We start from the raw sequence: 16,174 nt of genomic DNA on the forward strand, positions 1-16,174 counted from the left end.
TTGTCAGCAGGAAAAAATGATTTAATTTGAAAGGTTTATTTTTGACGGACAAATGAACAGGATAGATCCGAATTATTTTGCAGGTGGGTTCGTAATCGGTATTGCTATCGGTTTAGCCTTGCACAGTCTTGGTGTAGGTATTGCCATAGGTGTAGCCGTAGGCTTATCGGTGGGATCAAGAAAGAAGAGAGGGTAGGAAAAGCTTTCAGGAAAATAGCCTTACAAAGTTTTAAGCTTTGTAAGGCTTAACAGTTATTAAAAATCGTGATATAAATTTCTGAACGAGCTTCTTAATCCGAAAGTGATCAGCGTGTTTTTTGAATCTTTCTGGTCATTTTTTTCCTGGCGATATAGTGCGCCAAGCTCAAGGCGTAAATTGTATTTTGGGTTCAGGATATACGCTACTGTACCCTCTCCATAATAAAGCTGTGTACTTATGCCCTGGCCAACGGTAGTGGTATTATTAGCCGATGGTATAAATGGTTTGGTAATTATTTTGCCGTTATTATCTGCCTTGTTTGCATCGAGGCCATATTTGGCATAATTAACCTGGCCCTGAAAATCAAACCGGCCAACTGAATAATTTAAAATTCCTAATAGCTCCCTGAAGTTAGCTCCGTAAGGATGGGCCAGCGGATCACCATAGAATGAGTAACTGCTTATTGGTTGCTGGTTACTATAAGTATATGGTTTAACGGTATTATATTCAAACAAGTAGTTTAATCTTTTAACCTTGAAAATATCTGCACCGCGGATACCTAATTGCCAGCCGTTAGTGTTGTCAGTACTGTTGCCCGCAAAGAAATCGCTGCCTTTGAACCTGTCAAACATGATTTGCCCATATAATGCAGCCTTATCAAAAATCTTGTATTTGGCGTTAAAGCCTAAAAATACATTATCTTTTTGATACCCACCCGGGCCTAATGAGCTTGCAAATAAAATTGGGTTTACAAAATTTGCATCAAAGCCCGATCTGTTTCCCTGGTTATCAGCTTCGGGCGTTATCAGGGCGTTAAACATTCCAAATGATGCCCGTTTGGTTATATTCCAGTCAATGTAATGGAACAACGCCCATTTGCGGCGGTTGCCTCCGAAATAATCAAATTTGCGGGCTACAGGAGCAAGGTCTTCTATATAAGCCCAGGCCGCCATATAACGTACGGGGCCAAGATCGGCTGTAAGCCTTAATAACGGCATGTTGGCTGCAAAATCAGACAAGAGTATCGAACGATAGCCATCGCCGATAAACATTTTGTCCTCACCTAAAGTAATATTTAGCTTTTTTGTTATCGAGTAAGAAAGGATCGCAGTTACATATGACCAATCCTGAGAGTTGCGTGGCTGCCCGGTATATTTCCTGGCATATGCCTGGCCCGGTATAAAGCCATTGGTATTTACGTAATCGTTATAATATGATACAAACTTGGCCGAATTTTCAAAGCCGCTGGTGTAAAATGAAAATTTATCGCCTACGGTACCGCCAATCTGGTAGCCACGTACGTTTAAATTAGTTGAGGTGCTGTTGTTGAAATCTCGTCCGGCCTGCACATCAGTAATGTAGTCGGCGTAAAAGGTGTACTCTTTGGCTTTTACATCAAAAAGGTGCTCATTAAATAATTTACGCCCTCCCCAGGTTTTACGATCTTTTACGCCAACATTCATTACCGAATCGTAGGTGTGCAGAATGGTACTGTCAATTAAAAAGGGGCGTAAAGAAGTATGAACATCGTTTTTTACAGAATAAATATCCGAATTGAATTTTTGGTACAACTGGTATGAATTGGGCAAATAAACAGATTGTGCTTTGGTTAACTGCGATGTGAATAAGACAATTACAGCTATTATAAATGTTTTTCGAAAAGCTAAGGAGTAGAGTTTTTGCATTACAACAAAATAAGTATTAATTGTTCTAAGATAAAAATTTCATTCATAAATAAGGGTATATACATAAATGGCGGGCAGGTTGTTTCTGTTGTTTGTAACTTAATATGAGTTAATTGGCAACGGCAGCAATTTAAAATTAGGTAAATTAGTTGTCAGATAAATAAGATTGCTATAATCAGGTAATTGCATTGAAGGATACTTGTTTGTAGAATTTGGTATATAAAATTTCTTTAATCCCGGTATTTCAAAAAGTTAATTAATGTTAAATTTTGTCGCGCGGAGGTGTTTTTTTTTAATAAGTTATAAAAATCATGATATTTGCCGCGCTATTAAATCAATTGATATATCATTAAATGCAGTACAAAAAAATCAATAACCTATTAGGCTGGCTTTGTTTTGTTATAGCCTCAATAACCTATATTTTAACATTAGAGCCATCTGTAAGTTTTTGGGATTGCGGCGAATTTATTTCATGCGCTTACCGTTTGCAGGTAGCTCACCAACCCGGTTATCCCGTTTTTGCTATGATAGGCAAGGTTTTGTCGCTGCTGTCATTTGGTGATAACACGAAGGTGCCTTTCTTCACCAATATGGGTTCGGCCCTGGCCAGCGGTGCAACCATTATGTTTTTATTTTGGACAATTACCGCTTTTGCCAAAAAGCTGATGGTTGAAAAACGCAATGAAGCTATTGACGGCTATAAATTGTACGTGATTATGGGGGCTGGCCTTGTTGGTGCGCTTGCTTTCACTTACACCGATACCTTTTGGTTTTCTGCCGTTGAGACCATCGTGTTTGCCTTATCGTCATTGTGTACTGCTATTGTATTTTGGGCAATTCTTAAATGGGACGAGCACGCCGACGAGCCGGGAGCCGATAAATGGATCGTTTTTATAGCTTATGTTATAGGTTTATCAATCGGTATCCACCTGTTAAACTTGTTGACAATCCCTGCTATTGCAATGGTTTACTATTTCCGCCGTACTAAAAACATTACCGTTGGTAATAGCATCCTTACTTTTTTAGCCGGTATAGTGATCCTTGGGCTGGTACAATACGGCATCAGGGGGTATACCATCAAGTTTGCTGCCTATTTTGATCTTTTCTTTGTTAATTCATTAGGAATGGGCTTTGGCAGCGGAGCTTTCTTTTTCATTTTACTGATAGTTGTTGCCCTGGTATTGGGTATCCTTTACAGTATCCGCAAAAAGAAACCGGTATTAAACCTTGCCTTACTTTGCGTTGCATTTATCTATTTTGGATATGGCTCATTTGCTTACATTCCTATCCGCGCAACAGCTAATACTAATTTAAACAACTCACACCCTGATAACGCTTTTACGCTTTACGGTTATCTTAACCGGATCCAGTACGGTGAGGTGCCTTTATTAACCGGGCCTATGTATGATTCGCAGGTTACGGATCAAAAACAAGGTAGCATTATTTACCGTAAAGGTAAAACCCAATACGAAAATGCAGGTCGTAAAACCGACTATGTATATGACCATACCACTGCCTTACCGCGTATGTACAGCACAGATGCTAATGATGTGCAGTTTTACAAACAATGGTTGCGCATTCCTGAGGGGCAATCGCCAACCATGGGCGATAATATGAAATGGATGTTTAGCTGGCAAATGTACCAGATGTACTGGCGCTACTTTTTCTGGAACTTTGTTGGCCGCTATAACGATGCCGACGGACAAACCAGCACCGAGGGTATTGATGGCAACTGGACTACCGGACTATTTGACGGAGGTAAGCACTTACCAAAATCAGTAACCGAGGCTACTACTTATACCCCGCTTTATGCCTTGCCTTTAATAATTGGCTTAATAGGTTTATTTTTCCATGTTAACCGCCGCAGTAAAGATGCTTTGATCGTAGGCTTGCTGTTTTTCTTTACAGGTTTGGCAATTGTATTATATGTAAACCAGGCATCGGTGCAGCCACGTGAGCGTGATTACTCATATGTGGGCTCATTTTATGCCTTTGCTATATGGATTGGGCTCGGCGTAATTGCCATTGCCGAGTTTGGCCGCAAATATATCGACGCAAAACTGGCAGCAATCGGCTCAACCGTGATCGGTTTGCTGGTGTGCCCGGTACTTTTAGCAGCTAAAGAATGGAAAGATCATGACCGCTCAACTAAAATGACACCGCATGATATGGCTTACAACTACCTTATTTCATGTCCGCCAAATGCCATTTTGTTTACTTATGGCGATAACGATACTTATTCGTTGTGGTATGACCAGGAGGTTGAAGGTATTCGTCCGGATGTGCGCATTGTAAACCTGAGCCTGTTTACCGGCGACTGGTATATCCGCCAGATGCAGAAAAAAATGAACAGCTCTGAGCCTCTGCCTATAACTATGCCTTTTGATAAGTATAAAGAAGGAGTAAGGGATGTTATTTATTTTAACGATCAGAAGCTGCCGGGTTATCAGGATATAAAGGAGGTATTTGATTTCATTACCTCTGATGATAAAGCTACACAAGTGCAGTATCAAAGCGGCGATTATGGTAATTACCTGCCAACAAAAAACCTGAAAGTTAATGTTAACCCCGATGAGGTAATAGCTAACGGTGTTGTAAAAGCCGACCAGAAAGATAAGCTGGCAACTGCCATGGAGTGGAAATATACTTCAAACTACGTAACCAAAGAGAACCTGGCTATGTTTGACATCCTGGCACACAATCATTGGAAACGTCCTATCTGTTTTACCACAACCATTGGTAACGAAAACCTGATAGGCTTACAGCCTTACTTATACAAAGAAGGATTTACTTATCACCTGATACCATTTAAACCTGATACGGCACTACATGATCAGCTGAGTAAAACCAATACCGATGTGATGTATGATAACGTAATGAACAAGTTTAAATTCGGCAAGTTCAAAACAGCCAAATATCTTGATCATGAATCAACCTCCATGTTTTACCCGGTAATGGTAACAACTTTCCTTGATTTGGCTCAAAACCTTGTTCAGGAGGGTAAAAATGATAAAGCACTAAAGGTTGTTCAGAAGTACGATGCAGAATTGCCTGATATTTACCCTTATGTAGATGTTGCCGGTCGTAAGTTGTATTTAACACAACTGGCATATCAGCTGCACGATGTAGTATTAGGTAACAAGCTGGCATCAAACATAGATAACTATCTTACCGATCAGCTTGATTATAATGCTTACCTGCTTAGCCAGGACGTAAACAGCATTAGCGGCCGCGACGTACAGATAGGTATGCAGGTATTGAATGGATTGGTTCAGTTTACTAAAGATAACCACCAAACAGCACTTGCAACTAAGTTTGAAAACCAGTTAAAAGGTTATGAAACAAAATTCCGCGCTGTATTAGGCGGAGGACAATAATAAGTTTTGATAATAATTATAGGCAAAGCCATCCCGGTTTCGGGGTGGCTTTGTTGGTTTAAGAGCACATATCCTTCTTCAAATGCATTATTATTACATATACACTACCACGTTAAATATTAAAATAGTTACATCAAATTAACCCGGTTTTCTTTATTTTCAAAGCCTGTATACAAAAGCTTTTAAAATGCGTTTTACGTTTTTCCTTTGTTTGGTGATGTTGTTTTGGTGCAGCGGGGCTGCTTTTGGCGATGCTCCGTCGGTACACATTTCGGCAAAACCATCCTGGCCGGGCATTTTAAAACCTTACAACCAGAAGCCATCTTCGCGCACTATCGAACGTGGATTTTATTACGAGCTTATTGAAGAGCAGGTACAGGTTGAAAAACAAGCCGATTACAATCATATCATCCGCGATATCGTTTCTGAAACAGGTATCCAGAATGCTTCGCAGATCTCCGTCAGTTTTGACCCGGCCTATGAAAGGCTTGATTTTCATGATATTACTGTTTGGCGGGATGGTAAGCCCTTAAACCGTTTAACAGCTTCGGCTTTTAAAGTGATTGCCGACGAGCAGGACCTTTCAAACTTTATATACCAGGGTAGCTTTTCTGCCTTGTGCATACTGGATGATATCCGTAAAGGTGATCGTATTGAGTATTCATATACTATTACAGGGCGTAATCCTATATTGAATGGTATGTTTTGTTCTAATATGTATGTTCAGTGGTATACGCCTATTGCCCATCATTATACAGCCATTATTGCATCGTCCGGGCGGAAACTGAATTTCAAAACTTTTAATAATGTTCCTAAACAAACCATCAGCGAAGCTAATGGCCTGAAATATTATGTTTACGAGGGGTTTCAGGTACCTCCGGCACATGATAATGATAGCCAGCCATCATGGTACAACGAGCGCGGTTTGATACAGGTAAGCGAGTTTGCCAATTGGGGCGAAGTTGCCAGCTGGGCATTGAGCATCAATCCTCCCTCGGTTAATGTTAAGGGCGAACTTGGAGAAAGGGTTGTCAAACTAAAAAAAGATGCGGGTAACGATAAGGAAAAATATTTCAGGGGAGCGGTGCGTACTGTGCAGGAGGAAGTACGGTATATGGGCATTGAAATTGGCGAATATTCGCACCGTGCCAATAATCCTGAAAAAGTATTTAAGCAACGTTATGGCGATTGCAAGGACAAATCATTGCTGTTAGTATCTATGCTGAAAGCCGGTGGCATTGATGCTTCGATGGTTTTGGTAAATGCCGATATGAACGAACATGTAGAGCAGTATATCCCTACTGCTTATGCCTTTAACCATGCCGTGGTAACGGCCAATGTAAACGGAAAGCAGGTTTGGGTTGACGCCACAATGGATAACCAGGGCGGTGAGGGAACAGATATCTACTTTCCGAATTACGGCAAGGGGTTAGTGTTGAAGGCCGGTAGCGACGCGCTTACCACTATTTCGCCATCAAAAGGCGGCCGGGTCATCGGCGAAGATATTTATGCGGTGAAGGATGCTAAATCGCCTGTAATATTCACAGTGAAAACTACTTATACCGGCGATGAGGCCGATTATATGCGGGGTAAACTGGAATCATCGGGCATGGCCGAAACAGAAAAAAATTACCTTGATTATTATGCTAAGATCTACAATAAAATTGAGGCTAAAGACTCGATCATTGTAACAGACGATTTGAAAGCAAACAAACTGATTACTACAGAAACATATAAGATAGGCGATTTCTTTAAAAAAGATTCGACCAGCAATAAGTTAACTGCCGATCTCTTTGCTAATTTTATTTATAACCAGTTCCCGTCAATAACCGGCCGTATCAAAACACCGGTAGCCCTAACATATCCTTATGATGCCAGCTATGCCATTAAAGTAGTTTTGCCGGGCGGATGGAATATTAGCGAAGATCATGATGCTATTGACAGGGACTACTATCGCTATAAATCGGATTTTACAACTGCAGGCGATACCTTGTTACTCAAGTATAGTTTGTCGTTTTTGAAGGATAACGTACCAGCAAGCAAACTCGACGAATTTAAAGCGGATATCAAAAAGCTCAACAATACCAGCTTAGGTTATAGTTTTTCTTACACACCCAGGGGAACCGAGAAGCCGGCAACAATAAACAGTGCATTGGTTTTAGTGGTATTTTTGATAACGGTTGGGCTTATAGTGATGGGCGTATGGCTTTATCAAAGGGAAACACCGGGTATAGTGTTTGCCTACGGATCAACGTTTGTGCCGATAGGGGGATGGTTGATATTAATTGCTATAGGCCTGGCTGCAACGGCATTGGTTACCGGTTCAAATATGGTAACGGGCGATTATTTTAGCCTTCACACCTGGAATATATATCATGGTAGTACTCATGAGCTTAATTTCAGGTTTTTGCTGGTGATAGAGGCAATTGGAAATATTATACTCATGTTGTACGCCGTTTTTTGCCTGGTACTGCTGTTAAATAAGCGCGACATATTGCCTAACTGTATTACCGGATATTTTGCTTTTGGTTTCATTTTTTTCCTGGCCGATTATATTTTGGCTGCAAACATTAGCAGTAAGCTTGCGGAAACGGCGCTTAGCCCGCTTTTAAGGTCAATAGTAACAGCGGCCATATGGATCCCTTATTTTAAACGGTCGTCACGCGTGCAGGAAACGTTTATTGTTCCGCATCCACCCTACAACTATAGCTATGAAGCACCCGGAGTGGCAGAAGAACCAGTATCGTAAATCACTTTAGTAATTACAGGTATTTACAACCGGCTTTTGCTTTTAACCGGCATAATTTTCGGTATTTCACGATATATCGCCAGCTGGCTCTTTTGTGTTAATATTCAAAGCGTTGATATTCAATTGTATGTTTGTGTGGTATAGGGTTTGCAGATGCAAAGCAACTATTTTTCTTATCTTTTGCATAAACAATGACCGGTAAATTGATGTTTCTCCCCGGTGTAAAGCTGCAAATAGGTATTTTTAAAATAAATTTGATTTACTTTTAACAACAAAAACTACGATGAAATTTCAACCGCTGTTAGAACAGGTAAAACAGTACGCTATATCCTATTTTGACGTACATCATGATTCCGACTTAATTTATCATAACCTGAGGCATACCAAAGATGTTGTTGCAGCGGCCACTCAGATAGCTAACCATTACCAGTTGAGTGATGAAGATTTTTTTGTAGTAATCTCGGCCGCCTGGTTTCATGACACGGGATATTTTACCGATAAAAAAGATCACGAATCAAAAAGTGTGGGTATTGCTGCTCATTTTCTTAAACAGCATAAAGTTGAGCAGCCTGTTATTGATAAGGTTTCGGGTTGTATTTTAGCAACAAAAATGCCTCAAAGCCCTGCCGACCTGCTTCAGCAGATTCTTTGTGACGCCGATCTGTTTCACTTAGGCACGGATGATTTTCGCGATAAGAACAAGCTGTTGCGTAAGGAGATGGAAGCAATTAAAAAGCATGACATTGATAAAGATGAATGGCGTGGTTACAATATCGAGTTTTTGCAGGGGCATGAGTATTATACCGACTATTGCCGGCTGCTGCTTAATGATCAAAAACAAAAAAACCTGCAAAAGCTTATCGAAAAGCAAGCCGACTTTGAAGTAAAAGAAACTCCCGCTGTCCTTACTACCAATGCCGATAGCAATACCGTTATTGCTGTTGCAAAAGAGAAGGAGAAAGATAAAGACAATGATGATGAGCACGGTTCAAAAAAACATAAGAACGACAGGCCGGACCGTGGTATTGAAACCATGTTCAGGATCAGTTCAAGTAACCATCAGCGTTTGAGCGATATGGCCGATAACAAGGCCCACATCATGATCACGGTTAATTCCATTATCCTTTCGGCTATCATTAGTTTGGTGCTACGTAAGCTCGATGAGCACTCTAACTTACTGATACCGACTTTTATGCTGCTGTCAGTTAGTTTGGCTACAATGATCTTTTCCATACTTTCAACCCGTCCGTCTATACCTCCGGGATTATTTACACCTGAGGATATCAACAATAAAAAGGTTAACCTGCTGTTTTTCGGTAATTTCTACCGCATGTCATACCAGGATTATAGTGATGGTATGGAAAAAATGATGGAAGACAGGGAGTTTCTGTATGGAAGCCTGATCCGTGATAACTACTCACAGGGCGTAGTGCTTGGAAAAAAATACAGGCTGCTCCGGGCATCGTACAACATATTTATGTTCGGTCTTATCGTATCGGTAATTGCGTTCATCATATCATCATTATTGTAAGCGGTAGGGATACTGCTAAAAACAAAATCTGCTACTATGGAATACTCATTTTTCGACAGGGACCTGAGCTGGTTACTTTTCAATGAACGCATATTGATGGAGGCCGAAAGCGAAGAACTCCCCGTAATGGAAAGAGTAAATTTTCTTGCTATATTCTCATCCAACCTCGACGAATTTTACCGCGTGCGAATGCCGGTTGTAATGGCCCTTCATAAGCTTAATATACTCAGCACAACTGAGCAAAGCGAAGATGTTTTATATAAAGCTCAGCAATTGGTTGAAAGTCAGCAAAATCGTTTTGGTAAGGTTTTCACTAAAAAGCTTATCCCTTTACTAAAGGAAAATAACGTCGATCTGCTGTTCAATGAGCCTATCCCGGTTTCAATAGCTGATAAGGTTAGCGATTACTTTTACAGCCAGGTACTTGCTTTTTTGCAGCCCATTGATCTTGTGGGCGGCAAAAAACAATTCTTTCCTGAAAATAACCGGCTTTATTTTTTGGTGAACCTTGAACTAACCGATGGAAAAGAACGCTCGGTTATTGTTAACATTCCGTCAAACCAATTACCACGTTTTTTTAGTGTTAATGGGGATGGTAAACAGTATATCATATTTCTTGATGATATTGTACGGTATAACCTCGATAAGATATTCAAAACGGAAAAAATAAAAGGCTGTTACAGCTTCAAAATAACCCGCGATGCAGAGCTTGAACTAAGTGATGATTATGACGGTGACGTTCAGGAACAGATAGAAAAACAGCTTCAAAAACGGGACCAGGGATTGGCAACACGTTTTCTGCATCAGCCAGGTATTCCGTTGAGGATATTACATTTAATAGAAGATAAACTGGGTGTACAGGGATCAAGTATTGTGGAGGGTGGCTTTTATCATAACCTTAAGGATTTGATGGGTTTACCTGTCGGTATTCCTGGTTTGAGGTATACAAAATGGCCGCCACTGGTAAACAGGCAGATCAGTGCCGATGAATCCATATTTGATTATATAGATAAGGGTGATTGTATTTTTCATGCGCCTTATCAGTCGTACAACGCTATCCTCCGTTTTTTTAACGAGGCAGCCATTGATGAAAGTGTTGAAGAAATTTCAGTAACGCTTTATCGTGTAGCCAGCGATTCGCGTATTGTGAACGCGCTTATCAACGCTGCACAAAGCGGCAAAAAGGTACGGGTACTTGTTGAGCTGAAAGCCCGTTTTGATGAGGCCAATAATATTAAATGGGCTAAAAAATTAAAAGCAGCCGGTGCCAATATCATTTACAGCGATAAAGCTATAAAGGTGCATGCCAAGGTGGGTTTAGTAAAGCGCCTTGTTGATGGCCGGGTAAAATATGCCGGGCTTTTGGCAACAGGTAACTTTAATGAAAGTACAGCTGCTTTTTATACCGATCATATCATGATGACAGCCAACCCGCAATTACTGCGTGAAATGGACTTGCTGTTTATCTATCTCGGAAAAAAAGCAAAATCGGCAGAGGGGTATGATATCGATTTTAAACACCTGCTGGTTGCCCAGTTTAATTTACAATCACGGTTTATTGAGTTGATTGACAGGGAGATTGAGCAGGCACGTAACGGAAACCCGGCAGGCATCACCATAAAGCTGAACAATCTTGAAGAGCGGGTACTTATAGGTAAACTTTATGAAGCATCGCAGGCGGGCGTAAAGATCAGGATGATAGTGCGTAGTATTTGTTGTTTAATACCAGGGGTACCAGGTATGAGCGAAAATATCACAGTAAGGCGTATTGTTGACCGCTACCTGGAGCATGGCCGCATTTTTATATTCCACAACAGCGGTAACCAGGAAGTATTCATGGGCTCGGCCGACTGGATGAACCGGAATATTTATCGTCGCATCGAGGTATGTTTCCCTGTTTATGACGAACGGATCAGGAATGAGGTAATAAACATGATTGATGTTCAGCTGGCAGATAATGTGCAGGCCGTAAAATTAAATGAACAATTGCAAAATATAAGGGTTGATAAAACTGAGCCGCAAGTACAATCGCAGCGGGCCATTTATGAACTTTTACAGCAAAAAGAATATGAAAGGGTTTAAAAAACAAGGTGTTAAACGAAAATTGGCTGTTTTTGCAATGGCTATGTTTGCCGTTGCTGCTGGTTTTTTAATTATCTCATGTAAAAATAAAGAGAAAGCTATCCCCTTAAGTCCGCCGGGGTATGATCTTAATAAACCTGTTAAATACAAGATGCCCGATGATTTGACGGAGATTTCCGGCTTTGCATTTCACAACGGCAAAAATGATTCGGTGTATGCCGAGCAGGACGAAGAAGGTTTTTTATTTAACCTGAAACTGGGCGATAAAAAAGCCAGCTACACCAAATTTGCCAAAAGCGGCGATTATGAAGATGTGGCAATTTGCCGCGAGCAGGTGATCATGCTTAAAAGCGATGGTATATTATTCACTTTTCCTTTTAGCCAGGTTAGAACCAAGGAAGTGGCTAATGTAAAGAAAACTAAAGGTGAACTTCCGGAGGGCGAATTTGAAGCCATGTGTGCCGACGATAAAACCGGTTTGGTTTACGTGCTTTGCAAGCATTGTGCCGACGAAAAAACATCAAAAAGCAGCAGCGGTTACATTTTGAAATTACAGCCGGACGGGATGCTGAAACAAGCGGGCAGTTTTGCAATTGATGTTAAGGAAATTGAACGCCTGGCCAATAAAAAACGTGTGCCCTTCCGTCCATCGGCCATGGCGAAAAATACCTTCACAAACGAGTGGTATATCCTTTCGTCAGTAAATAAAATGCTGGTAGTGACTGATGTTAACTGGAAAGTAAAAAACGTGTACCCTTTAAGTGTCACTATATTTAATCAGCCCGAAGGCATGGCATTTGATAACCAGCGCAACCTATACATTTCAAACGAGGGCGACCAATTGAGTGCCGGTAATATTTTGAAATTCAGCTTTATAAAATAGCATTTGTAAATTATTGCTATTTTAAACAACATACACCTTAACCAAACCATCATGATTAAAAAATTACTCTTACTGTTTGTTTTGTTACTGGGTTTTTGCGGTGCACAAGCTCAGGATTCGATACAATACCGCATGATCCTGATTGGTGACGCCGGCGAGATGGACATGCAGCAAAGTGCGGTTCTAAAGCATGCTGCTGCTAATGTGCTAAAAAATAAAACCTCGGTATTTTATCTTGGCGATAATATTTATCCGCGTGGTATGGGCTTACCCGGCAGCCCTGAAGAGGCCGAAACCCAAAAAATCCTGAAATCACAATATCAGCCAATGCGTGCAGCCGGAGCGCCGGTTTATTTTATTCCCGGCAATCATGACTGGGATAAGATGGGGCCGCTTGGTTTGGCTAAAATAAAAAGACAATGGGAGTTTTTAGATCAGCAGGGTGATAAGCTGCTGAAAATGGTGCCCGAAAATGGTTGTCCTGATCCGGTTGAGATCAATCTTACCAATGACCTTACGGTAATAGCCTTCGATAGTGAATGGTGGTTATACCCTTTTAGCAAAAGCAACCCCGGTGCCGAATGCGATTGCAAAAACAAAGATGATATTGCCGATAAGATCAAACTGATTTTTGAACACAATAAAAATAAAGTGATCATATTGGCATCGCATCATCCGTTTCAGAGTTATGGTACGCATGGGGGCTACTTTTCATTAAAGGATCATATCTTTCCGCTTACTGTAGTTAATAAAGATCTTTGGGTACCGCTGCCCGTTATCGGTTCTCTATATCCGTTTTTGCGCTCCACATTTTCAAACCCCGAAGATCTGGGACACCCGCTGTATAAAGATATGATCAAAAAGGTTGACGCCGTTTTTGCCGGTTTTCCCAATCTTATCCATGTAGCCGGGCATGAGCACGGCCTGCAATTTATCAAAAGCAAACAGGTGCAGGTGGTAAGTGGGGCGGGTGCCAAACAAACCTATGCCATAAAAGGTAAATATTCGCTTTTTGCCGATGCTACGCAGGGGTTTGTAACAGCCGATATGTTGATAGACAAACGGATGCGCTTTACTTACTATATAGACAGTGATCAGGGTGTTAAGCAGGTGTTTACCTATACACAGCCATACACACCGGTAAAGAACGTTCCGGATACCTTGCATACACCCATTAAGGCTGATAGCATGATAGTCAGGGTTCATCCCAAATATGATAGTGTAAGTAATTTTCACCGCCGCTGGTTTGGTGAAAACTATCGTAAGGAATGGGCCGCCGAAACAAAATTGCCGGTGATCAGGCTGTCGCAAATTCATGGTGGTTTAAAAGCCGAAAGTATTGGCGGCGGTTTCCAAACACACTCGCTTCGTTTAATTGACAAGGATGGCAAGGAGTGGGTGCTACGGAGTGTAGAAAAGCAGCCGGAAAAAATACTGCCTGATGAATTTCAGGAAACCTTTGCTAAAGATTGGGTTAATGATGCCATGAGCGCCCAGCACCCTTTTTCGGCATTGATAGTGCCGCCGCTGGCTACCGCCGCCCGTGTGCCTCATGCAAACCCCATAATCGGCGTTGTTTCGCCCGATCCGGTTTTGGGACAATATGCCAATATTTTTGCCAATAGGGTTTGTTTACTTGAAGAGCGCGAACCGGGCGGCAAATCGGATAATACGGTGAAAATGATAGGTAAAATGTTAGAGGATAACGATAATACTGTAGACGGCGAAGAATTTTTACGCGCCCGTTTGCTCGATTTACTTATTGGCGATTGGGACAGGCACGGAGATCAATGGCGCTGGCGCGATGAGGATAAAGGGAAAGGTAAATTTTACACCGCCGTTCCCCGCGACCGCGATCAGGTGTTTTATACCAACCAGGGGGTGTTGCCTACCATAGCCGCACAGCCCTGGATAGCACCAAACCTGCAGGGTTTTAGCGGAGAAATATACAATATCAAATACTCGTTATGGAAAACCATGTTTATGCAAAGGTGGCCATCTATCCAGTACAGTCATCAACAGTGGACAAAAATTGTGAACGATTTTGTTGCTGCCGAAACTGATGAGGTATTAGAGGCTGGTTTAAGACGCTTGCCGGAGTCATCGTATAAATTGAGACATGATGTATTACTGAAACAACTGAAAGAACGCCGGGCCAATATACCTGCCGAAATGGAGTACTATTATAAGTTTATCAACAAAATAGTTGATATCCATACTTCCAACAAAAATGAGCTGGTAACCGTAAAGGATGAACCAAATGGCAGTCTTAACGTTATTATTAATAAGATAAATAAGAGTGGTGAAGTTAAGGATACGCTCATGAACCAGAATTATCATCCCGATATTACCAAAGAGCTTCGCATTTATGTAAGTGGCGGCGATGATAAAGTGGTGCTTGATAATGCCACTTCGCCAATAAAACTGAGGTTTATTGATAGTACCGGCACTAAAACTTACAATATTGTAAAATCGGTTAATACGGTGCAATTGTATGACAGGGGCAAAAAGCTCAGCATTACCGGCGATGAGTCAAAAGTTAACAAGCATATAGATAAGGATAGCGCAAATACATCTTACCTGCGTGTCAATCTTATGAACGTAATAGCGCCGCTGGCCAATATTTCTTACAATCCGGATGAAGGGGTATTGCTTGGTGCCGGTTTTAAATATACACATCAGGAAGGTTTTCAAAAGCTGCCGTATAATGATGTTCAAACCGTGTTTGCCAGTCACTCGTTCAGTACCAAGGCATTCAAGGTCAGATATAGCGGCGAGTGGATCCATGCCTTTGGAAAAGCCGACTTTTTAATGGATGGCCAGCTCGATTATCCTGATAATATCAACTTTTTTGGCAGGGGGAATGAAACCCAGTTTATAAAGGTTGGCGACTATCGTAAATACCACCGTACCCGCTTCACTAATTTTACGTTCAGCCCGGCTTTCAGATGGCGTAATGAATCTGGTACTTCTGTAACGGTAGGCCCTGCCTTTCAGTACTATAAATTAGATGTTGATGACAATGAGGGCCGATTTATTACATATCCGTTACTGACAAACGCGCCAGACAGTTATACCTTTGATAAAACAAAAATGCACGCCGGTATAGTTGTTAACTTTACCAGTGATAAACGCAATGATAAGGTGCTGCCGGCCTGGGGAAGTTTTATAAATATTAAGCTTCAGGAGTTTAAAGGCTTAAATAATAACTCCACAAGTTTTGCTCAATTAATACCCCAGGTTGCATTATATAAAAGCCTAACCGCTAAAAACAGTATAGTTTTAGCTGATAGGGTAGGCGGTGGTATCACCATTGGCAAAACTGCCTTTTACCAATCATTGTTTTTAGGCGGGCAGGATAATTTGTTAGGCTACAGGTTGTACAGATTTGCCGGTCAGCATAGTTTTTATAATAACCTGGAACTGCGTATTAAGCTGAGTGATTTTGCTAGTTACATAGTTCCCGGCCAGATAGGTGTTATAGGCTTTTATGATATAGGCCGTGTTTGGGAAAACGGACAAAGCTCAGATAAATGGCATAATGGCACCGGAGCCGGTTTTTATGTTGCACCGGCAAGACTGGCAGTTATTAAAATAATTGCCGGTTACTCTGAAGAAGGATGGTACCCTTATCTTTCAACCAGTTTCAGATTTTAATGAAGGGTAAA

Annotated in this window: 8 protein-coding genes; 7 read left to right on the plus strand and 1 reads right to left on the minus strand. The window is 41.2% G+C overall.

The features are described from left to right. Positions 1 to 52: 52 nt before the first annotated feature. Positions 53 to 196: a hypothetical protein gene (locus MTO98_RS13455; protein ID WP_243487167.1), complete on the plus strand. Its 144-nt coding sequence runs from the start codon at positions 53 to 55 to the stop codon at positions 194 to 196. A gap of 59 nt (positions 197 to 255) precedes the next feature. On the opposite strand, the gene MTO98_RS13460 is transcribed toward MTO98_RS13455, so the two are convergent. After that, positions 256 to 1,884: a gliding motility protein RemB gene (locus tag MTO98_RS13460; protein WP_243487168.1), complete on the minus strand. Its 1,629-nt coding sequence runs from the start codon at positions 1,882 to 1,884 to the stop codon at positions 256 to 258. Between the two features lie 353 nt (positions 1,885 to 2,237). Between MTO98_RS13460 and MTO98_RS13465 the strand changes: the two genes are divergently transcribed. The 6 genes from MTO98_RS13465 (at position 2,238) to MTO98_RS13490 (ending at position 16,163) form a co-directional block, all read left to right on the plus strand. Then, positions 2,238 to 5,261 (plus strand): DUF2723 domain-containing protein, encoded by a 3,024-nt coding sequence (locus tag MTO98_RS13465; RefSeq protein ID WP_243487169.1) that lies wholly within the window; start codon positions 2,238 to 2,240, stop codon positions 5,259 to 5,261. 187 nt (positions 5,262 to 5,448) lie between these two features. Continuing rightward, on the plus strand, positions 5,449 to 8,010 hold the full coding sequence (locus tag MTO98_RS13470) for a DUF3857 domain-containing protein (protein ID WP_243487170.1): 2,562 nt from the start codon (positions 5,449 to 5,451) through the stop codon (positions 8,008 to 8,010). 283 nt (positions 8,011 to 8,293) lie between these two features. Further along, positions 8,294 to 9,541, plus strand: coding sequence for a Pycsar system effector family protein (locus tag MTO98_RS13475; RefSeq protein ID WP_243487171.1), 1,248 nt, complete (start codon positions 8,294 to 8,296; stop codon positions 9,539 to 9,541). A 36-nt stretch (positions 9,542 to 9,577) separates the two neighbouring features. Beyond that, positions 9,578 to 11,623 (plus strand): polyphosphate kinase 1, encoded by a 2,046-nt coding sequence (ppk1, locus tag MTO98_RS13480; RefSeq protein ID WP_243487172.1) that lies wholly within the window; start codon positions 9,578 to 9,580, stop codon positions 11,621 to 11,623. After that, on the plus strand, positions 11,610 to 12,506 hold the full coding sequence (locus tag MTO98_RS13485) for an SdiA-regulated domain-containing protein (RefSeq protein ID WP_243487173.1): 897 nt from the start codon (positions 11,610 to 11,612) through the stop codon (positions 12,504 to 12,506). Before ppk1 ends, MTO98_RS13485 begins: the two co-directional genes overlap by 14 nt. Before the next feature lie 51 nt (positions 12,507 to 12,557). Next, positions 12,558 to 16,163, plus strand: a complete 3,606-nt coding sequence (locus MTO98_RS13490) for a BamA/TamA family outer membrane protein (protein WP_243487174.1) — start codon at positions 12,558 to 12,560, stop codon at positions 16,161 to 16,163. The last annotated feature ends 11 nt before the right edge of the window (positions 16,164 to 16,174 follow it).

The sequence above is a fragment of the Mucilaginibacter sp. SMC90 genome (assembly GCF_022811725.1).
GTDB lineage: Bacteria > Bacteroidota > Bacteroidia > Sphingobacteriales > Sphingobacteriaceae > Mucilaginibacter.